This window comes from Staphylococcus sp. GDY8P57P, assembly GCF_017892585.1.
In the GTDB taxonomy this organism is placed as follows: domain Bacteria; phylum Bacillota; class Bacilli; order Staphylococcales; family Staphylococcaceae; genus Staphylococcus; species Staphylococcus borealis.
Genome location: NZ_JAESLK010000005.1, coordinates 1 through 26774, shown reverse-complemented (window position 1 = coordinate 26774; position 26774 = coordinate 1). Strand labels below are relative to the sequence as shown.

The 26774-nt window shown below is 32.4% G+C and carries 18 protein-coding genes; 14 read left to right on the top strand and 4 right to left on the bottom strand.

Annotated features, from left to right (window positions below; translation table 11 throughout):
• The first annotated feature begins 32 nt into the window (after window positions 1-32).
• The 5 genes from tkt to sbcC all read left to right on the top strand — a co-directional run bounded on the left by tkt (window position 33) and on the right by sbcC (window position 7552).
• The gene (gene tkt / locus KA878_RS02150) at window positions 33-2021 is read left to right on the top strand and encodes a transketolase (RefSeq protein WP_193839380.1); all 1989 of its coding nucleotides are present in this window, start codon (window positions 33-35) and stop codon (window positions 2019-2021) included.
• Window positions 2022-2355: 334 nt separating this feature from the next.
• Entirely contained in the window at window positions 2356-2598 is a 243-nt protein-coding gene (locus KA878_RS02145; protein WP_011275855.1) for a YneF family protein, read from the top strand.
• Between the two features lie 160 nt (window positions 2599-2758).
• Window positions 2759-3226: a CcdC family protein gene (locus KA878_RS02140; protein WP_193839379.1), complete on the top strand. Its 468-nt coding sequence runs from the start codon at window positions 2759-2761 to the stop codon at window positions 3224-3226.
• A 161-nt stretch (window positions 3227-3387) separates the two neighbouring features.
• Window positions 3388-4512 (top strand): exonuclease subunit SbcD, encoded by a 1125-nt coding sequence (sbcD, locus tag KA878_RS02135; RefSeq protein ID WP_193839378.1) that lies wholly within the window; start codon window positions 3388-3390, stop codon window positions 4510-4512.
• A gap of 4 nt (window positions 4513-4516) precedes the next feature.
• On the top strand, window positions 4517-7552 hold the full coding sequence (gene sbcC / locus KA878_RS02130; protein WP_193839377.1) for an exonuclease subunit SbcC: 3036 nt from the start codon (window positions 4517-4519) through the stop codon (window positions 7550-7552).
• 62 nt (window positions 7553-7614) lie between these two features.
• On the opposite strand, the gene mscL is transcribed toward sbcC, so the two are convergent.
• Window positions 7615-7968 carry a large conductance mechanosensitive channel protein MscL gene (gene mscL, locus KA878_RS02125; protein WP_033080045.1) on the bottom strand — a complete coding sequence of 118 codons (354 nt, stop codon included), beginning with the start codon at window positions 7966-7968 and terminating at the stop codon, window positions 7615-7617.
• Between the two features lie 190 nt (window positions 7969-8158).
• On the opposite strand from mscL, the gene KA878_RS02120 reads away from it, so the two are divergent.
• The 3 genes from KA878_RS02120 (at window position 8159) to menI (ending at window position 13363) form a co-directional block, all read left to right on the top strand.
• Window positions 8159-9796: a BCCT family transporter gene (locus KA878_RS02120; protein ID WP_075108741.1), complete on the top strand. Its 1638-nt coding sequence runs from the start codon at window positions 8159-8161 to the stop codon at window positions 9794-9796.
• Window positions 9797-10095: 299 nt separating this feature from the next.
• On the top strand, window positions 10096-12801 hold the full coding sequence (gene acnA, locus KA878_RS02115) for an aconitate hydratase AcnA (protein ID WP_193839376.1): 2706 nt from the start codon (window positions 10096-10098) through the stop codon (window positions 12799-12801).
• Between the two features lie 91 nt (window positions 12802-12892).
• The gene (gene menI / locus KA878_RS02110; RefSeq protein WP_053029405.1) at window positions 12893-13363 is read left to right on the top strand and encodes a 1,4-dihydroxy-2-naphthoyl-CoA hydrolase MenI; all 471 of its coding nucleotides are present in this window, start codon (window positions 12893-12895) and stop codon (window positions 13361-13363) included.
• A 63-nt stretch (window positions 13364-13426) separates the two neighbouring features.
• Here the strand turns inward: menI and KA878_RS02105 are convergent, their stop codons facing one another.
• Together KA878_RS02105 and plsY are read right to left on the bottom strand one after the other, a co-directional pair.
• Window positions 13427-13726 (bottom strand): HesB/YadR/YfhF family protein, encoded by a 300-nt coding sequence (locus tag KA878_RS02105; RefSeq protein WP_053030979.1) that lies wholly within the window; start codon window positions 13724-13726, stop codon window positions 13427-13429.
• Between the two features lie 369 nt (window positions 13727-14095).
• Window positions 14096-14704: a glycerol-3-phosphate 1-O-acyltransferase PlsY gene (gene plsY / locus KA878_RS02100; protein WP_193839375.1), complete on the bottom strand. Its 609-nt coding sequence runs from the start codon at window positions 14702-14704 to the stop codon at window positions 14096-14098.
• 201 nt (window positions 14705-14905) lie between these two features.
• Here plsY and parE point away from each other — a divergent pair, with 201 nt between their 5' ends.
• From parE to mprF, 6 genes are all read left to right on the top strand, one after another.
• Window positions 14906-16906 carry a DNA topoisomerase IV subunit B gene (gene parE / locus KA878_RS02095; RefSeq protein ID WP_193839374.1) on the top strand — a complete coding sequence of 667 codons (2001 nt, stop codon included), beginning with the start codon at window positions 14906-14908 and terminating at the stop codon, window positions 16904-16906.
• Window positions 16903-19302 (top strand): DNA topoisomerase IV subunit A, encoded by a 2400-nt coding sequence (parC, locus tag KA878_RS02090; RefSeq protein ID WP_210142059.1) that lies wholly within the window; start codon window positions 16903-16905, stop codon window positions 19300-19302. Before parE ends, parC begins: the two co-directional genes overlap by 4 nt.
• Before the next feature lie 214 nt (window positions 19303-19516).
• Window positions 19517-20974 (top strand): glutamine transporter AlsT, encoded by a 1458-nt coding sequence (gene alsT, locus KA878_RS02085; RefSeq protein ID WP_075108736.1) that lies wholly within the window; start codon window positions 19517-19519, stop codon window positions 20972-20974.
• A gap of 162 nt (window positions 20975-21136) precedes the next feature.
• Window positions 21137-21985 (top strand): glucose PTS transporter transcription antiterminator GlcT, encoded by an 849-nt coding sequence (glcT, locus tag KA878_RS02080; RefSeq protein WP_193839372.1) that lies wholly within the window; start codon window positions 21137-21139, stop codon window positions 21983-21985.
• Window positions 21986-22067: 82 nt separating this feature from the next.
• Window positions 22068-23297 (top strand): AI-2E family transporter, encoded by a 1230-nt coding sequence (locus KA878_RS02075; protein ID WP_075108735.1) that lies wholly within the window; start codon window positions 22068-22070, stop codon window positions 23295-23297.
• Window positions 23298-23569: 272 nt separating this feature from the next.
• Window positions 23570-26104, top strand: coding sequence for a bifunctional lysylphosphatidylglycerol flippase/synthetase MprF (gene mprF / locus KA878_RS02070; RefSeq protein WP_193839371.1), 2535 nt, complete (start codon window positions 23570-23572; stop codon window positions 26102-26104).
• A 68-nt stretch (window positions 26105-26172) separates the two neighbouring features.
• Here mprF and msrA read toward each other — a convergent pair whose 3' ends face one another.
• Window positions 26173-26679 carry a peptide-methionine (S)-S-oxide reductase MsrA gene (gene msrA / locus KA878_RS02065; RefSeq protein ID WP_053030965.1) on the bottom strand — a complete coding sequence of 169 codons (507 nt, stop codon included), beginning with the start codon at window positions 26677-26679 and terminating at the stop codon, window positions 26173-26175.
• Window positions 26680-26774: the final 95 nt, after the last annotated feature.

Genomic DNA, 26774 nt, shown 5'->3' with positions numbered 1-26774 from the left:
AATATGATTTAAATAGAAGGGAAGTATTAGAGATGTTTAACGAGAAAGATCAACTAGCGATAGATACTATTAGAGCTTTAAGTATCGATGCAATAGAAGAAGCTAATTCAGGTCACCCTGGGTTACCAATGGGCGCTGCACCAATGGCATACACGTTATGGACACGCCATTTAAATTTTAACCCTCAATCTAAAGACTATTTTAATAGAGACCGCTTTGTATTGTCAGCAGGCCATGGTTCTGCGCTATTATATAGCTTATTACATGTTTCAGGTAGTCTTGAATTAGAAGAATTAAAGCAATTTAGACAATGGGGCTCTAAAACACCTGGACACCCTGAATTCAGACACACTGATGGTGTTGAAGTTACTACTGGTCCTCTAGGACAAGGTTTTGCTATGTCAGTGGGTATGGCATTAGCTGAAGATCATTTAGCTGGTAAATTTAATAAAGATGACTTCAATATTGTTGATCACTATACTTACGTACTAGCATCTGATGGTGACTTAATGGAAGGTATTTCTCATGAAGCTGCTTCATTTGCAGGTCACAACCAATTAGATAAATTAATCGTATTATATGATTCAAATGATATCTCATTAGACGGGGAATTAAACAAAGCATTTTCAGAAGATGTAAAAGAACGTTTCGAAAGTTATGGTTGGAATCACATTTTAGTTAAAGATGGTAATGATCTTGATGCTATTGATCAAGCGATTACGAAAGCTAAATCACAACATGGACCAACGATGATTGAAGTTAAGACAATTATTGGTTATGGTGCGCCTAATGTTAGCGGAACGAATGGCGTTCACGGTGCACCACTAGGTTCAGATGAAAGAAAATTAACATTTGAAGCATATGGTTTAGATCCAGAAAAACGTTTCAACGTTCCAGAAGAAGTATATGAAATTTTCCAAACTACAATGCTAAAACGTGCAAATGAACATGAAGACGCATGGAAAGCATTATTAGAAACGTATTCAAATAAATATCCAGAATTAGCTGATGAATTTAAATTGGCTATTAGCGGTAAATTACCAACAAATTATAGAGATGAATTACCACGCTTTGATAGCGATCATAATGCTGCAACTCGTGCTGATTCAGGAGAAATCATCCAAGCGTTAAGTAAATCTGTGCCTTCATTCTTTGGTGGCTCAGCTGACTTAGCTGGTTCAAATAAATCAAATGTAAAAGAAGCAACTGATTATGATAGAAATACACCTGAAGGTAAAAATATATGGTTTGGCGTGCGTGAATTCGTAATGGGTGCAGCTGTAAATGGTATGGCAGCACACGGCGGTTTACATCCATATGGTGCAACATTCTTTGTATTTAGTGACTACTTAAAACCTGCGTTACGCTTATCAGCTATTATGGGATTAAATTCAACATTTATCTTTACACATGATTCAATTGCAGTAGGTGAAGATGGTCCTACTCATGAACCAATTGAACAATTAGCTGGATTAAGATCTATTCCAAATATGAATGTTATACGTCCCGCGGATGGAAACGAAACAAGAGTAGCATGGGAAGTTGCGCTAGAATCAGAACAAACACCTACTTCATTAGTACTTACACGTCAAAATCTACCATATTTAGACGTTGATGAAGATACAGTTGAACAAGGTGTTCGTAAAGGTGCTTATGTTGTTTTTGAAACAGAAACTAAGCCTGAATACTTGTTACTAGCAACTGGTTCAGAAGTTAGCTTAGCTATTGAAGCGGCTAAAGATTTAGATAAACAAGGTAAAGGTGTACGTGTAGTATCAATGCCAAACTGGTTTGCTTTTGAACAACAATCAGATGAATATAAAGCATCTGTAATTCCTAAAGAAATCACTAAACGTGTGGCAATTGAAATGGCATCACCACTAGGATGGCATAAATATGTTGGAACAGAAGGTAAAGTGATTGGTATTGATCAGTTTGGTGCAAGTGCCCCTGGTGATTTAGTTGTCGAAAAATATGGTTTCACAAAAGAAAATGTATTAAATCAAATTCGTACACTTTAATGATGGAAAAATGAAAGCTTGGCACAAAAAGATAGTGGAAATATTAGTTAATGCCTAGAAGTTAACTAATCTAAGACAGCGTTTGAACATGCCTTCTTAGTCATATATCTTTGTAGGGGCGGGACAATGAATTCAAATTGAATTTTGTCCCGCTTCATTTATTTATAAAAATATATAATTGATTTTAAATTTTTATGTGTAAGTTTAAAAATAAGACTTACATTTGAGTAAGTATTTGTTATGATAACATTTGGATATAGATTTACTAACTAGCTCTTGAAAATAGAATAGTAATTTAGTAAAATTCAGTAGGATATAGAAAGTGGGTGAAACAATGGCAACGTGGTTAGCAATTTTATTAATCATTGTAGCGCTTATCGGTGGACTAGTTGGTGGTTTCTTTTTAGCACGTAAATACATGATGGATTATCTGAAAAAAAACCCACCTATTAATGAAGAAATGTTACGTATGATGATGATGCAAATGGGTCAAAAACCATCGCAAAAGAAAATCAATCAAATGATGACAATGATGAATAAAAACATGGATCAAAACATGAAAAGTTCAAAAAAATAATCTTCTAACGGATTGTAAGACCTTTAAGGTTTACAATCCTTTATTTTTATAGTAAAACATCTTTAGTGTTATTTAAAAAAATTAAAAAGATTTAAAATATCAAATTACTTTTAATTAAGTAATCTCTAGTAAGAGTTTATGAATATAAGAGGGTGTAACGTTGGCATATTTAATTTTTTCAATTGTATTTGCATTATTTATGGGAATCGTGGTAATTTTTATTCGCATGAAAGCACAAAACTTTCCTGTTAATGAAAAGAAAATCATTTTACCACCATTTTTTATGGCTACAGGTGCATTGATGTATGTGATTCCGTACTTTAGATTAACTGGGATGGAAATCTTAGAATCAATCATACTCGGCGTTTTATTCTCTACAGTCCTAATATGGACAAGTCATTTTGAGATACATGGTACTGATATTTATATGAAGCGTTCTAAAGCATTTCCAATTATTTTAATATCATTGTTAATTATACGAACTGTAATTAAAATATTTATTAGTAGTCAAATTGATCCAGGTGAAATTGGCGGTATGTTCTTCTTATTAGCCTTTAGCATGATTGTACCTTGGAGATTAGCTATGTTGTATAAATATAAAAAATTGAAAAGTAGAATTGTAAAATAAGCTAGGGTTAGCATAGCGTGTTTGAAAGAATATAAAGACACATTGTTTGTTAGGTGGAAGACGACTTCTTAATGATATCGTTCCACCTTTTTTTAGTTTGAACTATGAAGTAATTCAGGATATAATAAATACGAACAAATGTTCTTGATGGAGGAGTTAAAATGAAGATTATTCATACTGCTGATTGGCATTTAGGTAAGATTTTAAATGGTAAGCAATTTTTAGAAGATCAACGATACATACTAAACCAGTTTATTGAGAATTTGAAAGACGAGAAACCAGATGTTTTAATCATTTCAGGTGATATTTATGATACGTCTTATCCTAGTAAGGAAACAATTAAACTTTTTGAAGAAACGATTAAAACAATCAATGTAAACATGGAGATTCCGACGATTATAACGAATGGAAATCATGATGGTAGAGAAAGATTAAACTATGGTTCTACTTGGTTTGAGTTTTCACATTTATATATTCGAACGCAACTTCATTCAATGTCTACACCCATAACGATTAATGACATCAACTTTTACACACTCCCATTTGCCACAATTAGTGAAATTAAAGCCTTTTTTAATGACGATGAGATAAAGACCTATGAGCAAGCAACTCAAAAATGTATCGAGCATTTATCAACGCATTTAGATCAAAATCAAATCAATATATTAATTGGCCATTTAACTATTAAAGGTGGTAAAACGTCAGAGTCTGAGAGACCTCTTACAATTGGGACAGTTGAGAGTGTAGAAAAGTCTAATTTTAAAATGTTCGATAGAGTGCTCTTAGGACATTTGCATCATCCGTTTAGCATCACCGATAATGTCATTGATTATAGTGGCTCACTATTGCAATATTCATTTTCAGAGGTTAATCAAGCTAAAGGTTATAAGAGATTAACAATAAAATCAAAAAACAACATTGAAACTAAGTTTGTTCAATTGAAGCCATTGCGAGAATTAGAAGAAATTGAAGGTGACTATATGGATGTCGTACAAGGAAATGTTCCTGTGAAGAGTAAAGACAACTATTTCCATTTTAAATTAAAAAATATGTCACATGTTACTGATCCAATTATCCACCTTAAACAACTATTTCCGAATACATTATCTTTAAGTAATATCACATTTGAAAGTCGAAATGATACCACTTATGCAAATTTTAAAACAACAGATGATCCTACAATCATTAAAAATTTCTTTAAAACGATTACAGATGAAGATTTAACAGAATATCAAGAGAAAAAGATACACCAATTATTAAACCAAGTTATTTATAAGGAGGATTAAATCATTGAGACCAACTAAATTAATACTTAATAACTTTGGACCATTTATACACGAAATGATTGATTTTCAACAAATAAATAATGAACAGTTATTTTTAATTAGCGGGAAAACTGGTTCGGGAAAGACGATGTTGTTTGATGCTATTGTTTATGCATTATTTGGAAAGGCTTCAACAGAAGGAAGAAATGAGGGTGAATTGCGAAGTCATTTCGCTGATGGTAAATCACCAATGAGTGTAGAGTATGAATTTAATATCAATGATAAGAAATTTAAAATATATAGACAAGCTGGTTTCGTTAAAGAGGGAAATTCATCGCCAACAGCAGGGAAACTTGATGTATTTGAATTTGATGAAGATAGTCAGTCATATGAATTGCGAGAGAGTAAAATTAGTTCAGGTAATAGTTATATCAAAGAACTATTAGGTATAAATGCGGAGCAATTTAGACAATTATTTATATTACCACAGGGCGAATTTAAGAAATTTTTAGTTTCAAATAGTTCTGATAAACAGAGTATTTTAAGAACGCTATTTAACAGTATACGTTTTGAAGAGATGCAGAATTTATTAATGAATCAAGTTAAAGATGAGAAAAAGCACATTGAAACACGTTATGATCAAATTCAGATGCTTTGGGATGATGTTGAAACATTTGAAGATGATACATTAATTCAATTTAAAGACTTAAATAGTATGCAAACTAAAGAAATTGTTAATGCAATACCTCAATTTGAACAAGTAGGTCAACGTTTAGGTGAAGAATATGAACATCTAAAATCACAGCATTTCGAATCACTTGAATCTATCAAACGCAAGATAGAGTCAAATCATAATTTAATTGATTCATTAAAAGAACTAGAACGTAATAAAAATGAAAAAATTCAACTTGAAAAAAATAAAGCGTATATTGAAGAATTAAAAAGTGAATTACATAAAATAATGGAAGTTAAACCCTTAAGTCATTTATACGATCAAAAAAATGCTAAAGAACAAAAGCTAAAAGATACGCAACAGAAGTTAAATACTATTTTAAAATATTTGGAAGAACTTAATGCAAATTTGAACAAACTCCAAAAAGAACAGAATAATTTAAATGAACAGTCTGAAATGGTTACTAATAAAGCAGCATACGTTGAAAAAACAAAACAATTTTATATGAATTTGAATAAATATCAGAAAGCATTTGAAGAAATTAAACAAAATGATGCGCATCTTAAAAGTAATAATCAAACGCAAGAAGAAAATAGAGTCTTAATCAATAATTTAAATAATGAAATTGCTCAAATAGATGTTAGTAGTGAAAATATTGAAAAACTTAACCAAGTTATATTTGAATTAAAAATGACATATGATAAAAAAATGGCTTTAAAAGAGAGTAAAGATAAATTTCAATTATTAAATCAAAAATATAACGAAACTGAAATTAAAATTAGTGAGGTTAAAGAACAGATCTCAGATTTGAAGGTTGAATTAGAGAAAATAGATAAAACAAATATTGATTTAAATGATAAACAAACATTTATTCAAGAGATTCAAAATGCGCTTCACGTTGGAGACACATGTCCAATATGTGGGAATGAGATTGAATCACTTAATGAGCATATCAACTTTAATGAAATCGCTAGAAATCAAAGTTTAATAAAAAATGTGAATAATGAGTTGAATTCTAAAGTGAATGAGTTAACAAAACTTGAAACGACTTCTGAACATATTAGTAAACAAATGAATGAATTAGAGTTTAATGATGATGAAATTAACGACATTGGTGAAATAGAAGCCCAATTAACAGTAAAAAGTAAAGAAAAAGAAAATCTGCAGCTTCAATTAAAAGAACTTGAGAAATTAAAAAAAGAACTCGAAAAGCAAAAAGACATCTATCATAGTTTACAGATTAAACATGAAAAATTACAATCATTGAAGCAATATTACGAAACATTAATATTGGATTTTAAAGATAATACCAACTACGAAGACATATCAAATTTTGAACAATGCTACATGGAATATGATCAAATTGTTAGTGAATATGTAATGAAGAAAGAAACTTTAGAGTCAGAATTAAACCAAACAAAGCAACAAATTGAAATTGAATCTAATAATTTAAATAATAATCAGCAAGGTATCGAGGAACTTAAACAAGAACTAAATGATTATAGCGACAAGATTAATCAAGAAATGGAACGTATAGGATTAAATTCATATGAAGATGTTGCATCTTTACTTGCTAAGTTAAATAGCAAAGAACAAATTGAAATGAAGATTAAGCAATATGAACAAGATCATCAAAAATTCACATTAGAAATTGAGCGTTTATCTAATATTACGAAAGGTCAAGTACCTGAAGCGGTTGATCAGTTAGACGCTACTAAGACTGAAATTGAAAAACAGTATAATCATTACATGGAAATGAGTGCTACAGTTCAATATAAAGTACAAAGTAATAAAGAAAAATTCAATAGTATAACGAACCATATTAATTATTTAGACAAAGAATTAAAAGAGCAACAAGAAATATTTGAATTATCTGAGGTATTATCAGGCAAAAATAGTAAGAAATTAACATTAGAAAATTATGTACTTATTTACTATTTAGAACGTATCATCCATCAAGCAAATATACGTTTAGAGCGTATGAGTGGAGAAAGATATCAATTAAAACGAAGAGAATCAATATCTCATGGTTATAGTGGTTTAGAAATTGAAGTGTTTGATTTTCATTCAAATAAATCCAGACACATTAGTTCGTTATCTGGTGGTGAAACATTCCAAGCATCACTCGCTTTAGCATTAGGTTTAAGTGAAGTGGTCCAACAGGAATCTGGCGGTATTACATTAGAATCAATGTTTATTGATGAAGGGTTTGGTACGCTAGACCAAGAAACATTAGAAACGGCGCTAGACACTATCGTTAAACTAAAAACGACAGGTAGAATGGTTGGAATTATATCTCATGTGAGCGAACTGAAACAACGCATACCATTAATTCTCGAAGTAACGTCAAATCAATATCAAAGTCAAACCAGATTTAAATGGAATTAAAAAAAATACAATATGGCAACTTAATATCAGTACTATCGTTGCCATATTGTATTTAATTATCATTATTTTGCTCTTAATAAATCGCGAATTTCTGTTAATAAAACAGTATTTTCTTCGATTTCTTCTTCAGGCTCTTCTTTTTTCACTAATGTATTTGCTATTTTTACAAATATAAATAGTGCAATTGCTACAATTATAAAATCAATAATCGATTGAATGAATAGGCCATATTTAATTCCCCAGAATTCCCAATCTTTAGCAAAATCAACTGAGCCGAAAATTTTACCAATTAATGGCATAATAATGTATGTAACTAAAGATGTAACAATTTTGTTGAACGCTGCACCCATAACTACAGCGATTGCTAAATCCAACACGTTACCTTTAAGTGCAAACTCTTTAAATTCTTTAAACATAAACTCAATACCCCCACATAAGAATAAAATATATTATACAACATATAAATATTTTAGTAAATGTTTAATTTAAAAGAAATTTGCTATTGTATAAAGCCTTTGTTATCCTTTAATATAGCGTCTTAAATTACTTCATAGAATATTATCATATGTAAATTAAAATATAGTAAAGGAAAGGAGTAAGTAAATTATGAATTCTTCTTCAGAAGAAACAAAGCATAATAAGAAGTTTTCATCGGTTTTTATCTATAGTGCTATAGTAGTAGCTATTGTGGTATTAATCGGTGCGTTTTTACCGGAGCAATTCGGTACAATTACAGGTAATATCAGTAGTTGGATTACTGAAAAGCTTGGTTGGTATTACATGATTTTGACTACAGTAATTGTGTTCTTTTGTATCTTTTTAATCTTTAGTCCAATCGGTAAACTTAAGCTAGGTAAACCAAACGATAAACCAGAATTTAATACAGTATCTTGGTTTGCAATGTTATTTAGTGCCGGCATGGGTATAGGTTTAGTGTTCTACGGCGCAGCTGAACCTATGGCAGATTTTGCTTCACCACCTAATGCGGATCCTAAAACTACTGAAGCATACACGGAAGCATTACGTTCAACATTCTTCCACTGGGGATTCCATGCTTGGGCAGTATATGGCGTAGTTGCATTAGCATTAGCCTATGCACAATTTAGAAAAGATGAACCAGGATTAATTTCAAGAACATTACGTCCAATTTTAGGTGATAAAGTTGAAGGACCTATCGGAACAGTTATTGACGTTCTTTCAGTTTTCGCAACTGTTGTAGGTGTAGCTGTATCACTTGGTATGGGCGCACTACAAATTAATGGTGGACTTAATTACCTATTTGGCATTCCAAATAATGTATGGGTTCAATCTATTATTATCGTAGTAGTTACAGTTTTATTTATTGCTAGTGCATGGTCAGGTTTAAGTAAAGGTATTCAATATTTAAGTAACTTAAATATTGGATTAGGTACACTTTTAATGATTATTGCTTTAATAATTGGACCGACTGTACTCATCTTTAATATGTTTACTAGTTCAACTGGTAGCTTACTCAATACATTCTTATTCAACAGTTTTGATACTGCAGCGCTAAATGGCCAAAAACGTGAATGGATGTCTTCTTGGACACTTTACTATTGGGGTTGGTGGTTAAGCTGGAGTCCATTCGTAGGTGTGTTCATCGCACGTGTTTCTAAAGGACGCTCAATTCGTGAATTTATTTCAGGTGTATTACTTGTACCTGCTATCATAAGTTTCTTATGGTTCAGTGTATTTGGTGTATTAGGTATCGAAACAGGTAAAAAACATCCTGAGTTATTTGATATGACACCTGAAACTCAACTATTTGGTGTATTCCACCACGTTCCATTAGGAATGGCATTATCACTTATAGCATTAGTGTTAATTGCTTCATTCTTTATTACATCTGCCGATTCAGCAACATTCGTACTAGGTATGCAAACAACATTTGGTTCACTTGAACCTTCTGGTACTGTTAAAGTAACTTGGGGTGTTGCGCAATCATTAATCGCGTTCATCTTATTATTAGCAGGTGGAGGAAATGGTGCTGACGCATTAAATGCGATTCAAAGTGCGGCAATCATAAGTGCCTTCCCATTCTCCTTTGTAGTAATAATGATGATGATTAGTTTCTATAAGGATGCAAATAAAGAACGTAAATTCTTAGGATTAACACTACAACCAAATAAACATAGACTTGAAGATTATGTTAAATATCAGCAACAAGATTATGAATCTGATATTTTAGAAAAGCGTGAATCAAGAAGAAACGCTGAAAAATAATATTAGGTAATCGTAATTAAGTTTATTGCCTTCAAGCACTTAACCAGTGCTTGAAGGCAATTTTTTTATTGAAGCAGCTACAACAATTTGTATATTAATGAAAATCATTCTCAATTAATAATATTTACTTATAGTAGGTTGCTTATATGATAAGAATAACTTATATACACTGATTAAAAATGCGAAAGCTAAATCACGTGAAATATAAGTATATAGAGTTGTTTTGAAAATCATATAATTATACAATTTATTTAAAGGCATATAAATATGAATTTTTAATATTCAAGGGGGATATACAAATGACTTCAAACATTAAGCAACAAGCTAAAAAGACATTTGAAGCGAATGGCCAGTCATATACGTATTATGATTTAAAGAGTTTAGAAGACCAAGGCTTAACGAAAGTAAGTAAATTACCTTATTCAATTCGTGTTTTATTAGAATCTGTCTTAAGACAAGAAGATGAATTTGTCATTACAGATGAACATATTAAAGCTTTGGGTAACTTTGGTAAGGAAGGGAACGAAGGTGAAGTACCTTTTAAACCATCTCGTGTTATTTTACAAGACTTCACAGGTGTTCCTGCAGTAGTAGACTTGGCATCATTACGTAAAGCAATGAATGATGTTGGTGGGGATATTAATAAAATCAACCCAGAAGTACCAGTAGACTTAGTTATTGACCACTCTGTTCAAGTTGATAGCTATGCTAATCCAGATGCATTAGAAAGAAATATGAAATTAGAATTTGAACGTAACTATGAACGTTATCAATTTTTAAATTGGGCAACTAAAGCATTTGATAACTATAATGCTGTTCCCCCTGCTACAGGTATCGTTCACCAAGTAAACCTAGAATATCTTGCAAATGTGGTACACGTTCGTGACGTTGATGGAGAACAAACGGCATTTCCAGACACACTAGTAGGAACTGACTCTCATACAACGATGATTAATGGTATTGGTGTACTTGGTTGGGGTGTTGGTGGTATCGAAGCTGAAGCGGGGATGTTAGGCCAACCATCATACTTCCCAATTCCTGAAGTAATTGGTGTACGTTTAACTAATTCATTACCTCAAGGTTCAACAGCTACTGATTTAGCCTTACGTGTAACACAAGAACTACGTAAAAAAGGTGTAGTAGGCAAATTTGTTGAATTCTTTGGACCAGGTGTAACGGATCTACCTTTAGCAGACCGTGCAACAATTGCCAACATGGCGCCTGAATATGGTGCAACTTGTGGTTTCTTCCCGGTTGATGAAGAGTCACTTAAATATATGAGATTAACTGGACGTAAAGAAGAACATGTTGAATTAGTAAAAGCATACTTAGAGCAAAATAATATGTTCTTCACTGTAGATAAAGAGGATCCAGAATACACAGATGTTATCGATTTAGATTTATCAACTGTTGAAGCTTCATTATCAGGTCCAAAGCGTCCACAAGATTTAATTTTCTTAAGTGATATGAAAAAAGAATTTGAAAAATCTGTTACTGCACCAGCTGGTAACCAAGGACACGGATTAGATCAAAGCGAATTTGATAAAAAAGCAGATATTCAATTTGCAGATGGATCTACTGCAACAATGAAAACAGGTGATATAGCTATTGCAGCGATAACATCATGTACTAATACATCTAACCCATATGTTATGTTAGGTGCAGGATTAGTTGCTAAAAAAGCTGTTGAAAAAGGCCTTAAAGTACCTGAATTTGTTAAGACTTCATTAGCACCGGGTTCAAAAGTTGTAACTGGTTACTTACGTGACTCAGGTTTACAAGAATACCTTGATGATTTAGGTTTCAACTTAGTTGGTTACGGTTGTACAACATGTATCGGTAACTCTGGACCGTTATTACCAGAAATTGAAAAAGCAGTGGCTGAAGAAGATTTATTAGTAACATCAGTATTATCTGGTAACCGTAACTTTGAAGGTCGTATTCATCCATTAGTTAAAGCAAACTATTTAGCTTCTCCTCAATTAGTAGTAGCTTATGCATTAGCTGGTACAGTTGATATTGATTTACAAAATGAACCTATCGGTAAAGGTAAAGATGGTGAAGATGTATACTTAAATGATATTTGGCCTACTATTCAAGAAGTTGCGGATACTGTAGATAGTGTTGTAACACCTGAGCTATTCCTAGAAGAATATAAAAATGTATATAACAACAATGAAATGTGGAATGAAATCGATGTAACAGATGCTCCTTTATATGATTTCGATCCAAACTCAACATATATCCAAAATCCATCATTCTTCCAAGGTTTATCTAAAGAACCGGGTACAATTGAACCGCTTAAAGACTTAAGAGTGATGGGTAAATTTGGTGACTCAGTAACGACTGACCACATTTCTCCAGCAGGTGCTATCGGTAAAGATACACCAGCAGGTAAATATTTATTAGATCACGATGTACCTATTAGAAACTTTAACTCATACGGTTCTCGTCGTGGTAACCATGAAGTAATGGTAAGAGGTACATTTGCGAATATTCGTATTAAAAACCAATTAGCGCCAGGTACTGAAGGTGGATTCACAACATATTGGCCAACTGATGAAGTAATGCCAATTTATGATGCTGCTATGAAATATAAAGAAGACGGTACTGGTTTAGCTGTTTTAGCAGGAAATGATTACGGTATGGGTTCTTCTCGTGACTGGGCTGCAAAAGGTACAAACTTATTAGGCGTTAAAACAGTTATCGCTCAAAGTTATGAACGTATTCACCGTTCTAATTTAGTTATGATGGGCGTGTTACCATTACAATTTAAAGATGGTGATTCAGCTGATTCACTTGGTTTAGATGGTAGAGAAGCAATTTCAGTAGACATCGATGAAACTGTTCGTCCTCATGATATTGTTAAAGTTCACGCTAAAAAAGAAAATGGCGACGTTGTTGATTTTGAAGCAATCGTCCGTTTCGATTCTCTAGTTGAATTAGATTACTATCGTCATGGTGGTATTTTACAAATGGTTTTAAGAAACAAATTAGCACAATAAATTAATATGTGAAGCCATGCTGACTTTATGTTGGCATGGCTTTTTTATGTTAATATGAATTGTGAATGATATAGGAAAGAGGTACGAATGAATGATATACAGTATGACTGAAATTGAAGCTAGATATCAAGAAACAGATAAAATGGGTGTGATTTACCATGGGAATTACGCTACATGGTTTGAAGTTGCACGAACAGATTATATTCGTAAGCTGGGCTTTAGTTATGCAGACATGGAGAGAGAGGGTATCATTTCTCCGGTTGTAGACCTTCAAATTAAATATAAAAAATCAATTTTTTATCCTGAAAAAGTAACAATCAAAACATGGGTTGAACAATATTCAAGGCTTAAATCAGTTTATTGTTATGAAGTTTATAATGAAAATGGGGAACTTGCGACAACGGGATCTACACAATTAATATGTATGAAATCAAGTAATTTTCGTCCAATAAGGTTAGATCGCTATTTTCCAGAATGGCATAAAACATATAGTCACGTTGATAAATTGAATCAAGAAGAAAAAGATTTTGAAGTAACACAACCAAGCGATCTTGAAATTTAAATAAAATAAAAGACCATTGGGACAACATTATCTCTATCATGTTGTCCCAATGGTCTTTATGATTTAATTTACTTTAGAATAGGCAATTTCGTCGTCATGGTCTACTTTTTCAACGAGAACATCACTATCTTCGAAATACCATAAATCATCTTCTGAAACGACCAATACTAAGTCATTATAATTCTCTTCATAACCTATTTCTACATCTTGTCTAGGTTCAACGCGAAAGGCAGGACTGAAACCTTGTTTAAGTTGAAATTCACCACCATATCGTACGTAAAACTGTAAAACCTTGTCATTCTCAGGCAAATCTAATTCATCTTTAAACCATTCTACAGCTTGATCTGTTAGTTTAATTTTCATTACATAATCCTCCTACCTTATATATCTATTACTAAATTTTTATCTTTATTGGAACTCTAAGCATTATAACATAATACCTTTTTGAGATAATCTTTAATGATTTTATGAGCATAATAAAAAGGAGTAGGACAGAATGCTTTTAAATTCACTGTCCGACTCCCAGCTTGCTTAGCTTGTAGAATTTCTTGATGAAATTCTCTTTGCTGGGGCCCCGACTCCCAGCTTGCTTAGTTTGGGCTCCGCCCGCAAAGATGACTAGTTTTGTGAATAGCTTGGTTCAAGCGTCTTCTCAATACAGTCAGCTACTGTGATTTGCAAAGTAGCATTATTATATTATAGATTTCGGGATCGATATTTTCTGATTAATAATTACATCCATTTTATTTTAGGTTCTTCGCCTTTAAAGATTCTTATTATATTAGTACGGTGCCTTATGATTAAAATAATCGAAACAAGTAGGCTCATACCGAATAATATGTAATCTTGTATGATGAGTGAGCCAATTACACAACATATTGCAGCAATAATACTTGAGAGTGAAACATATTTAAATATATATAACACGCCAAAGAATATAATTGCTAATACGAGCAGTAAAATAGGGTTTACACCTAAGACAACACCTGCACTTGTAGCAACTGCTTTACCGCCTTTAAATTTAAGGTATATCGGATAAACGTGTCCTAGTATTGCGAATAAACCTACGATTAACCCATGTGTGAAGAACGTGCTAAGCGGTCCATCTGCATGCACTGGAAACCAAATGGGAAAGAAAACGGTTATAAACCCTTTAAATATATCTAAAAAGGTTACAACAAATCCTGCTGGTTTACCAAGAACTCGGAAGCTATTAGTTGCGCCAGTATTGCCACTTCCAAATTGTCTAATATCTTTTTTGAAAAAGAGCTTTCCTATAACATATCCATTAGGAATAGCACCGATGAGATAGCTTAATATGAGCATGACTACTATCATCATATAACTTTACACATCCTTTAATAACGTAGCTATATTTTACCATAATCTCATAGCTAGCAACGACCAATTTTGAAATTTTGTTTTTTTACTAACTTAAAATAGATTAGTTTTTAACTCACACTTGCAATTTAGACCGATTTATATAAGAATAACTATTGTATAGTTTTTAAAACGAACGTACGTTTGTAGGAGGCGAACGCATTGGCAACAAAAAATTTAAATCATTATTCAGATGATTCTATTCAAGTATTAGAGGGATTGGAAGCTGTAAGAAAGCGTCCAGGTATGTATATAGGATCTACTGATAAACGAGGTCTACATCATTTAGTATATGAAGTTGTAGATAACTCTGTGGATGAAGTGTTAAACGGATATGGTAATGAAATAAATGTAACAATTAATCAGGATAATAGTATTTCTATTGAAGATAATGGTCGTGGCATGCCTTCAGGGATGCATGCATCAGGTAAACCTACTGTAGAAGTTATTTTTACCGTCTTACATGCCGGTGGTAAATTTGGTCAGGGTGGATATAAAACATCTGGTGGATTACATGGTGTTGGTGCTTCAGTCGTTAATGCATTGAGCGAATGGTTAGAAGTTGAAATACATAGAGATGGGAATATCTACAAGCAAAGTTTTAAAAATGGTGGGGTGCCTGCCTCTGGTTTAGTTAAATCAGGTAAAACGAAGAGAACAGGAACTAAAGTTACATTTAAACCAGATCCTGAAATATTTAAAGCAACAACTTCATTCAATTTTGAAACATTGAGTGAAAGATTACAAGAATCAGCCTTCCTATTAAAGAATCTTAAAATAACATTGAAAGATTTACGTAGTGGTAAAGAACGTGAAGATGTTTACCATTATGAAGAGGGGATTAAAGAATTTGTAAGTTACGTCAATGAAGGCAAAGAAGTTCTTCATGATGTAACAATGTTCACAGGTTCAGCTAATGGCATAGAAGTGGATGTTGCTTTCCAATATAACGATCAATACTCAGAGAGTATATTAAGTTTCGTTAATAACGTGCGTACAAAAGACGGAGGAACACATGAAGTAGGATTTAAAACTGCTATGACACGTGTCTTTAATGATTACGCTAGACGAATTAATGAATTAAAAGAAAAAGACAAAAATTTAGATGGTAATGATATACGCGAAGGTTTAACTGCGATTATATCAGTACGTATTCCAGAAGAGTTGCTACAGTTTGAAGGACAAACGAAGTCTAAATTAGGTACTTCAGAAGCGCGTAGTGCAGTTGATTCAGTAGTCTCTGATAAATTACCATTTTATTTAGAAGAAAAAGGACAACTTTCTAAATCACTTGTGAAAAAGGCAATTAAAGCACAACAAGCTAGAGAAGCAGCACGTAAGGCCCGTGAAGACGCACGTTCAGGTAAGAAGAATAAACGTAAAGATACGTTGCTCTCAGGAAAGTTAACACCTGCTCAAAGTAAGAATACTGAAAAAAATGAATTGTATCTAGTCGAAGGGGACTCTGCAGGTGGTTCAGCTAAGCTTGGTAGAGATAGAAAATTCCAAGCGATTTTACCTTTGCGAGGTAAAGTTATTAATACTGAAAAAGCAAGACTTGAGGATATATTTAAGAACGAAGAGATTAACACGATTATCCATACAATTGGCGCTGGAGTAGGAAATGACTTCAAAATTGAAGATAGCAATTATAATCGTATTATTATCATGACTGATGCTGATACAGATGGTGCGCACATTCAAGTATTATTATTAACTTTCTTCTTCAAGTGTATGAAACCACTAGTACAAGCTGGTAGAGTGTTTATTGCATTGCCTCCACTTTATAAACTTGAAAAAGGAAAAGGTAAATCTAAACAAGTTGAATATGCTTGGACAGACGATGAACTTGATAAACTTCAGAAAAAATTAGGAAAAGGATTTATGTTACAACGTTATAAAGGTCTTGGTGAAATGAACCCTGAACAGTTATGGGAAACGACAATGAATCCTGAAACTCGAACGCTTATTCGTGTTCAAATTGAAGATGAAATGCGCTCTTCTAAACGTGTTACAACATTGATGGGTGATAAAGTTGCACCACGTCGTGAATGGATTGAAAGTCACGTTGAATTTGGCATGCAAGAAGATCAAAGTATATTAGATAACACTGAAGTACAAGTAATTGAAACTGAAGAATATACTGAGGAGGAAACAAATTGAGTGAGATAATTCAAGATTTATCACTTGAAGATGTGATAGGCGATCGTTTTGGAAGATATAGTAAATATATTATTCAAGAACGTGCTTTACCGGATGTTCGTGATGGCTTAAAGCCAGTGCAACGAAGAATTCTTTTCGCAATGCATAGTAGTGGAAATACCTATGATAAGAATTTCCGTAAAAGTGCTAAGACAGTCGGTGATGTTATCGGTCAATACCATCCACATGGTGACTCATCAGTATATAATGCAATGGTCCGTTTAAGTCAAGATTGGAAATTGCGACATGTCTTAATTGAAATGCATGGTAATAACGGTAGTATTGATAATGATCCACCAGCAGCAATGCGTTATACCGAAGCAAAGTTAAGTCAATTATCTGAGGAACTTGTACGTGATATTAATAAAGAAACAGTAGCTTTTGTTCCTAACTATGACGATACAACACTTGAGCCAATGGTATTGCCGGCAAGATTCCCCAATTTACTAGTAAATGGTTCAACAGGTATTTCTTCTGGCTATGCGACCGATATTCCACCGCACAATTTAGCTGAGGTTATTCAAGCAACATTGAAATACATCGATAATCCTAATATTACTGTTAGTCAATTAATGAAATATATTAAAGGACCAGATTTTCCAACTGGTGGTATTATTCAAGGTATCGATGGTATTAAGAAAGCTTATGAAACCGGAAAAGGTAAAATTGTCGTACGTTCTAAAGTCGACGCAGAAACACTTCGAAATGGTCGCCAACAACTTATCGTGACAGAAATTCCATACGAGGTGAATAAAAGTTCACTTGTAAAACGTATTGATGAATTAAGAGCCGATAAGAAAGTAGACGGTATCATTGAAGTACGAGATGAGACGGATCGTACTGGTTTAAGAATTGCTATTGAATTGAAAAAAGATGTAAATGCAGAGGCTATAAAGAACTATTTATTCAAAAATTCTGATTTACAAATTGCATATAACTTTAACATGGTTGCAATTAGTGACGGACGTCCTAAATTAATGGGTATTCGTCAAATTATAGATAGTTATTTAAATCATCAAATTGAAGTGGTAGCGAACCGTACTAAATATGATTTAGATCATGCTGAAAAACGCATGCATATTGTAGAAGGTTTAATGAAAGCATTATCAATTTTGGATGAAGTCATTGCTTTAATTCGTAACTCTAAGAATAAAAAAGATGCAAAAGACAATTTAGTATCTGAATTCGAATTTACAGAAGCGCAAGCAGAAGCTATCGTTATGTTGCAACTATACCGTTTAACGAATACGGATATCGTTGCATTAGAAAATGAGCATAATGAGTTAGCAAATATGATTAAAGAATACCGTCATATACTGGATAATCATGATGCGCTATTACAAGTAATTAAGAATGAATTGACTGACATTCGAAAACGATTTAAATCTGAACGTTTGTCATCAATTGAAGCGGAAATTGCAGAAATTAAAATTGATAAAGAAGTGATGGTGCCAAGTGAAGATGTTGTTTTAAGTATCACACGTCAGGGTTATATTAAACGCACATCTACACGTAGTTTTAATGCCAGTGGTGTTGCAGAAATTGGACTTAAAGATGGAGATAGTTTACTTAAATATCAAACAGTCAATACGCAAGATACGGTACTAGTATTTACAAATAAAGGCAGATATTTATTCATTCCAGTTCATAAACTCGCAGATATTCGATGGAAAGAACTTGGGCAACACGTTTCTCAAATTGTCCCTCTAGACGATAATGAAACTGTGGTCGATGTATACAATGAGCAAAACTTCAAAGATGATGCATTTTATGTATTAGCAACGCGAAATGGTATGATTAAGAAAAGTAACGTTAGTTTATTTAAGACAACGCGCTACAATAAACCGTTAGTTGCCATGAAAGTTAAAGCGCAGGATGAATTAATTAGTGTAATGCGCCTAAATAAAAATCAATTGATTACTGTATTAACTCATAAAGGTATGTCATTAACGTATTCAACTGAAGAATTATCTGATACGGGATTGAGAGCAGCTGGTGTTAAATCTATTAATTTAAAAGATGAAGATGTTGTAGTTATGACAGATGCCGTAAATCAAGATAGTTCAATTATAATGGCTACTCAAAGAGGCGCTGTAAAACGTATCAGCTATAAAATTCTACAACAAGCTAAGCGAGCACAAAGAGGAATTACATTACTTAAAGAATTAAAGAAAAATCCACACCGTATTGTTGCTGGTCATGTTGTTAAAGATGAGCATATGTATACATTATATTCTGAAAGTCATACGGAAGAAGGACAAATAACTGATATTCATTTATCTGAACAATATACAAATGGTTCATTTATCGTTGATGTTAAGGAGTTTGGAGACGTTCTAGATATGACAATCGACTAATTGCTCAAAAAATTTTATTTTCAATTTAAAAAGAAAATGATAAAATTGAACTTGTTATTTTAACCAATTTTAATCTTTCAAGAGATTTATATTGATGTTGTATAACCTCAAACGTAATATACATTAGTATTATTTAATTGAGTTTATTCAATGCAGTATAAATCTCTTGTAATATATCTTAGGATATTAATCAATTATAGATGAGAGGGATTTAATGAGTGATTTTGATAATTTAATACCTGGGTGGTTTAAAACAATCGTTCAGGTAGGTAATGATTTAATTTGGTCGCAATATTTAATTGGATTACTATTAACTGTAGGCTTCTTCTTTACAATTAGTTCTAAATTTGTGCAATTACGTATGTTGCCAGAAATGTTTAGAGCTTTAGTAGAGAAACCTGAAACGTTGAATAGTGGTGAAAAAGGTATATCACCATTCCAAGCATTTGCAATCAGTGCTGGTTCTCGAGTAGGTACTGGTAATATTGCCGGCGTAGCTACGGCAATTGTGCTTGGTGGACCTGGTGCAGTATTTTGGATGTGGGTAATTGCTTTCATTGGAGCGGCAAGTGCGTTTATGGAAGCTACTTTAGCTCAAATTTATAAGGTTCACGATAAAGAAGGCGGATTCCGTGGGGGTCCAGCATACTACATAACTAAAGGTTTAAATCAAAAATGGTTAGGTATTTTATTCTCAATATTAATTACTGTAACATTTGCGTTTGTATTTAATACTGTTCAATCTAATACAATTGCAGAGTCATTAAATACTCAATACAACATAAGTCCAGTTATAACAGGTATTGTATTGGCAGTTATTACAGCAATCATCATCTTTGGCGGTGTGCGTAGTATTGCAACATTATCGTCATTAATTGTGCCTATTATGGCGATCATTTATATTGGAATGGTTTTAGTTATTTTATTATTAAATATTGACCAAATTGTTCCAATGATAGGTACGATCATTAAGAGTGCGTTTGGTTTCGAACAAGTTACCGGAGGCGCTGTTGGTGCGGCCATCCTTCAAGGTATTAAACGTGGTTTATTCTCTAACGAAGCTGGTATGGGTTCGGCACCTAATGCTGCTGCTACAGCGGCTGTACCACACCCAGTGAAACAAGGTTTAATTCAATCACTTGGTGTATTTTTCGATACTATGTTAGTTTGTACAGCTACAGCGATTATGATTTTATTATATTCAGGATTAAAATTTGGTGAAAGTGCGCCTCAAGGTGTTCAAGTTACTCAATCAGCATTAAATGAACATTTAGGTTCAGCTGGGGGTATCTTCTTAACAGTTGCGATTACGTTATTCGCATTTTCTTCTGTAGTCGGTAACTATTACTACGGCCAATCAAATATTGAATTTTTATCTAAAAATAAAGCAATTATGTTTATTTTCAGATGTTTAGTTGTTTTATTAGTATTTGTTGGTTCAGTTGTGAAAACTGAAACTGTATGGAGTACTGCCGATTTATTTATGGGATTAATGGCGATTGTTAACTTGATTTCTATTATCGGTCTTTCAAATATAGCAATAGCTGTCATGAAAGATTATCAAAAACAACGTAAAGCTGGTATGAAACCTGTGTTCAAACCAGAGAATCTCGAAATCAACTTGTTTGGCATTGAAACTTGGGGTAGAGAAAATCAACTACCTAAAAAGTAATCGATTGAATAACTATTTAATATAATATTATTAACATACTCCTTTCAATGTATTGAATTTAGGTTTCATAACGTTGGAAGGAGTTTTTACATTAAGTTTGAAATCTTTTCATTTTTAATAAATCGTTTTATAATTCATATATTAAAAAGAAAGGTGATTATGATGAGTGAGTATACTATTTCTAAAGCTTTAAATAACAACGTCATCATATGCACTTATAATAATCAAGAGGTTATTCTCATTGGAAAAGGTATTGGCTTTAATAAAAAGGCGGGAATGACCTTAGATGAAAGTGCTTCAATAGAAAAAGTTTATAAGCTAGAACAAAAGCAACAGCAAGAATATTATAAATCTTTAGTTGAAATTGCAGATGAAGATGTTCTACAAGCGGTAATTGAAGCAGTCAATTTTATAACGAGTACAACGCATACTACTGACGATAAAAATCTTGTTGTTGCTTTGACTGATCACATTATATTTGCATACAAAAGATTAAAGCAAAATCAAATTATTAGTAATCCATTTGCTATTGAAACCAAACATTTATATAGTGGCGCTTATGCAATTGCAAGCCAAGTTATTGATAAACTGAATCAACGACTAGATGTTAATTTTCCACCTGATGAAATTGGATTTATCGCATTACATATCGCATCTAACACTGAGGATTTAACAATACAGGAAATGTCTTTAATTAATAAGTTAATTAGTAAGAGCATACTGATTATTGAAAATGATTTGAACCATGAAATTGATAATCATACAGTTCAATATCAACGATTTATTAGGCATATCCAATTTTTAATTCGACGTCTTAATAAAAAAGAATATATTTATGCTCAAGATGTCTTTATTGATATGGTTAAAAACCATTATCCTAATGCATACAATACTGCTTTTAAAATCTCAAGAATGATACAAAAACATTTAAATATTCCTATTGATGATTCTGAAATTGTTTATCTTGCACTACATATTTATCATTTTGAAACACAAATAAGTTCATCTTAAAGCGAAACAACATTTAATTGTTTTTGTGTTATGATGTTAGATAGCTTTAGTTCTATAAGTTAGTTAAGGTATGGTGAGGAACATGACAACTGAAAATAAACAAGTTGAAGATAACAGCGCAAAAAAATTCAGTTTTACAGAAACGCGTTTTATGAAGTTTTTAGGCGGTAAAGATTTATTATTTGCTTTACTTTCATTAGTGCTCATAGGCATTGTAATATTTATATTTGATAAAGTTTCATATGTTTTTGAACCATTTATCATTATATTTAATACTATTGTGGCACCAATTATTTTATCGCTCATTTTGTTTTATCTTATTAATCCAATTATCAATTTGATGGAAAAATATAATATCCCAAGATTGCTGGGCATTATTATTGTGTTTTTAGCAATTGTTGGTGGCGCAACATTAATTATTAATTTATTAATTCCATTAATCAGTGATCAAATCACACGCTTAGCGAACAATTTCCCTAAGTATGTAGATAAATTTAATAATGCAATAGATCAAGTTACGCATTTTTCTTTCTTATCTTCATTTTATACTCAAATACAAGATTGGTTAGACTCAGTCTCTAACAAGATTCCTTCGATGGTTTCGAGTTATTTTGATGGATTTGGAACTAAAATAAGAAGTTTTGCAGAAGCGATAGTAAATGTAGGTGTAGTGCTTGTCACAACACCATTTGTATTGTTCTTTATGTTAAAGGATGGTCATAAGTTTAAAGAGTATTCAACTAAGATTATGCCACCAAAATTTAGAAAAGATTACCATGATTTAATGGAGAAAATGAGTGTACAAGTGGGTTCTTATATTCAAGGCCAAATTATTGTTTCATTTTGTATCGGTATCTTACTCTTTATTGGTTATTCTATCATTGGGCTTGATTATGGATTGGTGCTTGCATGTATCGCAGCTGTTACAAGCGTTGTTCCTTATTTAGGTCCAACTATTGCGATTTCACCAGCTATTATCATAGCCATTATTACATCTCCACTTATGTTATTGAAATTAATTGTAGTATGGACGCTTGTTCAATTTATCGAAGGACATTTTATTTCACCAAATGTCATGGGTAAAACATTGAAAATTCATCCTTTAACAATTATTTTCATTTTATTAAGTGCTGGTAATTTATTAGGAATCGTTGGTGTTATTTTAGGTATACCAGGATATGCGATACTTAAAGTATTAGTCTCTCACATGTTCTTATTATTTAAACGTCGTTATAATAAGTATTACGGTAATGATTCAGGAGAATATGAAATAAAAAAAGAAGAGACAAAAGAATATACTCGAGCCGATTAGTACGGCTTGTTGATGCAAAGTGTAGTCGAGTAAAAGATAAATAATGCTAGAGTGTTACTTTGTAGTAGTTGACTAGGGCTGAGAAAGAGGAATATCCACTTTTTCTCAGCCCTATTTTTTTAATAAAATGTACATATCAAATTTTGGAATTTGAATGTATAATCTCACGTACATTACAATACTGTTAGCATGTGTAATATATATTCATATGTTCATTCAAATGAAGGTATGATATATTTTAAACTAATCGAAGTTGAAGGTAGAGGTATGATATGACTGAAGAACTAAAAAATAGATTATTATCTATACTTAAATTTGTTTTTGCTGCAGTGTTGTTTATAGCAGTTGTTGCCACGCTATATCATGAACTTGCTCATATTAATTTCAAGCAAACGCTTGAAGCTTTTAGCAAAATTAATCGTTGGTACCTTGTAGGCTTATTTATCTGTGGTGGTGCTGCAATGATTTTGCTGAGCTTATACGATCTTATATTGGTTAAGGGATTGAAACTTGATATCCCACTGATAAGAGTGTTTAAAGTGAGCTATATTATTAATGCACTCAATGCTATTGTTGGTTTTGGTGGGTTTATCGGTGCTGGATTTAGAGCATTTGTGTATAAAAATTATACAACGGATCGAAAAAAATTAGTGCATGCCATTTCAATTATACTTATATCAATGTTGACAGGTTTGAGTCTTCTATCAATTCTTGTCGTATTACATATCTTTGATGCTTCGCACATATTAAATAAAGTAAGCTGGGTAAGATGGATATTATATATTGTTGCATTATTCTTACCTTTATTTATTGCTTATACCATGATTAATCCTATTGATCGTTATAACAAATATTTAGGTGTTTATTGCACATTAGTATCTAGTGTTGAGTGGCTTGCTGCTGCATCAGTACTTTATTTATCGACAGTTATTGTTGATATCAATGTCGCATTTACGACTGTAATTGGAATTTTTATCATTGCTGCGCTTTCTGGATTAGTCAGTTTTATTCCCGGAGGTTTTGGTGCTTTCGATTTAGTTGTATTACTAGGATTAAAGTCGTTAGGCGTTCCTGAAGAAAAAGTTTTATTAGCGTTATTATTGTATCGTTTCGCTTATTACTTTGTACCAGTCATTATTGCACTTGTATTATCTACTTTTGAATTTGGTTCTTCTGCTAGAAAGTACTTTGAAGAATCTAAATATTTTGTTCCTGCAAAAGATGTAACATCATTTTTATTTTCTTATCAAAAAGATATTATTGCTAAAATACCATCTTTTGCTTTAGCCACTTTAGTATTAATCACAAGTTTTGTATTCTTTATTAATAACATTACGATTGTTTATGATGGCTTATATGATGATCATCATTTTGCATATTATATTATGTCATCTATTCATACTAGTGCTTGTTTATTATTACTTCTTAATGTTAGAGGGGTATACAAGCAAAGTCGTCGTGCTATTTTATTTGTAATGATTTCGCTTATTTTAATTTTCGCCGCGACAATATACACTTATGCATCTTTAATTTTATTATCATGGATTATTCTAATATTTGTATTACTTGTTCTTGCATATCGCCGATCTAAAGTTGTGAAGCGACCATTTAGATTAAAGCGGTTCATTGTAGCCATTATTTTGAGCGTCTTTGTATTATACGTTAATCACATTATTATTTCCGAAACATTATATGCGCTGGACATTTATCATATTGAAATGGATACATCATTATTAAAATATTATTTCTGGTTAACAATTCTTGTCGTTGTAATGTTAGTGGGTATAGTTGCATGGCTCCTTGAGTCAAAATACAATAGACCACACCAATTTGAAGATTTGTCACAATGTAAAGCAATCATCGAAACATATGGTGGTAATTATTTAAGTCATCTGATCTACAGTGGGGATAAAGATATCTTTATGCATGAAAATGAACAAGCATTTTTAATGTATCGTTATAAAGGTAATGCACTTGTTGTGTTAGGCGATCCAATTGGTGACCCAAATGCTTTCCAATCGTTACTGATTGATTTTTATAATTATGGTGAAAAGTTAGGTTATGACATCATTTTTTATCAAGTGTCAGATCGGTTTATGCCACTTTATCATAATTTTGGTAATCAATTCTTCAAATTGGGCGAAGAAGCCATCATAGATTTGACTCAATTTACGACATCAGGAAAGAAACGTCGTGGTTTTCGAGCGACACTTAATAAATTCGATGATTTAAATATTCAATTTGAAATTTTAGAACCACCTTTTTCAATGGATATTATTTCTGAATTGAAATATGTCAGTGATCAATGGTTAGATGGACGTAATGAAATGCATTTTTCAGTAGGACAATTTACTGAAGACTATTTACAACAAGCGCCTATTGGAATCATGAAGAATGAAGAGGGTAAAGTAATTGCGTTTTGTACTTTAATGCCTACTTATTATAATGAAGCTATTTCTGTTGATTTAATTCGTTGGTTACCTGACCTTGATTTACCTTTAATGGACGGTTTGTATTTGCATATGCTACTTTGGGGTAAAGACAAAGGCTATAAAGCATTTAATATGGGGATGGCAACATTATCGAATGTAGGTCAATTAAATTATTCATATCCACGTGAACGTGTAGCTGGTCGTGTTTTTGAACATTTCAATGGACTTTATCGCTTTCAAGGATTACGTAAATATAAAGAAAAATATAGCCCTAATTGGGAACCAAGATTTTTAGTTTATAGAAAAGACAGTTCATTATGGTACAGTATGCTAAAAGTAATGAGAGTTATTCGTCATAAAGAAATCATTATTTAAAAATAAGGCATCCTACAAGTGAAATGATAACAATCATTTATGAAGGATGCCTTTGATTATTTATGTGTTTAATTTGCGCTATAGTTAGCACGGTCTTGTTGTTCTTGAGCATAACGCTCAGGGTTCTTTTTATAAAAATCTTGATGATATTCTTCCGCTTTGTAAAATGTTGAAGCGGGTAAGATTTTAGTTGCTATTGCTTTTTCAGAATGAATGGTTTGCTCGAGTTGGTGGATGTATTGTTCAGCGAGTTTTTTTTGGTCCTCATTTGTGTAGAAGATTGCCGTTCTATATTGAGAACCTCTGTCTTGAAACTGGCCACCATCATCAATAGGATCAATTACCGAAAAGAATACTTCCAATAATTTATTATAAGAAAACAGTGCAACATCATATTCGATTTTTACAGTTTCATAGTGTCCTGTGGTCCCACTTTTCACATCTTCATAAGTAGGGTTGTGAGTTGAACCACCCATGTAGCCAGATGTTACTGTTTCTATACCATCGAATTGATCGAAAGGTTTGGTCATACACCAGAAACACCCACCAGCAAAATATGCTGTATTAATATTCATTTATGCCATCCTTTCATTGGACCTTAGTACCATTTATTTAAAAATTACTTGATTTTTTAAAGTAACTTCTATAACTTAGTCAAGTCCAGACTCCT

What these genes read in the sequence shown, in the direction of transcription:
- tkt (WP_193839380.1), top strand. Translation starts at nt 33, where the DNA reads ATGTTTAACGAGAAAGATCAACTAGCGATAGATACTATTAGAGCTTTA.
- KA878_RS02145 (WP_011275855.1), top strand. Translation starts at nt 2,356, where the DNA reads ATGGCAACGTGGTTAGCAATTTTATTAATCATTGTAGCGCTTATCGGT.
- sbcD (WP_193839378.1), top strand. Translation starts at nt 3,388, where the DNA reads ATGAAGATTATTCATACTGCTGATTGGCATTTAGGTAAGATTTTAAAT.
- mscL (WP_033080045.1), bottom strand. Translation starts at nt 7,968, where the DNA reads ATGTTTAAAGAATTTAAAGAGTTTGCACTTAAAGGTAACGTGTTGGAT.
- KA878_RS02120 (WP_075108741.1), top strand. Translation starts at nt 8,159, where the DNA reads ATGAATTCTTCTTCAGAAGAAACAAAGCATAATAAGAAGTTTTCATCG.
- acnA (WP_193839376.1), top strand. Translation starts at nt 10,096, where the DNA reads ATGACTTCAAACATTAAGCAACAAGCTAAAAAGACATTTGAAGCGAAT.
- menI (WP_053029405.1), top strand. Translation starts at nt 12,893, where the DNA reads ATGATATACAGTATGACTGAAATTGAAGCTAGATATCAAGAAACAGAT.
- KA878_RS02105 (WP_053030979.1), bottom strand. Translation starts at nt 13,726, where the DNA reads ATGAAAATTAAACTAACAGATCAAGCTGTAGAATGGTTTAAAGATGAA.
- plsY (WP_193839375.1), bottom strand. Translation starts at nt 14,704, where the DNA reads ATGATGATAGTAGTCATGCTCATATTAAGCTATCTCATCGGTGCTATT.
- alsT (WP_075108736.1), top strand. Translation starts at nt 19,517, where the DNA reads ATGAGTGATTTTGATAATTTAATACCTGGGTGGTTTAAAACAATCGTT.
- glcT (WP_193839372.1), top strand. Translation starts at nt 21,137, where the DNA reads ATGAGTGAGTATACTATTTCTAAAGCTTTAAATAACAACGTCATCATA.
- KA878_RS02075 (WP_075108735.1), top strand. Translation starts at nt 22,068, where the DNA reads ATGACAACTGAAAATAAACAAGTTGAAGATAACAGCGCAAAAAAATTC.
- mprF (WP_193839371.1), top strand. Translation starts at nt 23,570, where the DNA reads ATGACTGAAGAACTAAAAAATAGATTATTATCTATACTTAAATTTGTT.
- msrA (WP_053030965.1), bottom strand. Translation starts at nt 26,679, where the DNA reads ATGAATATTAATACAGCATATTTTGCTGGTGGGTGTTTCTGGTGTATG.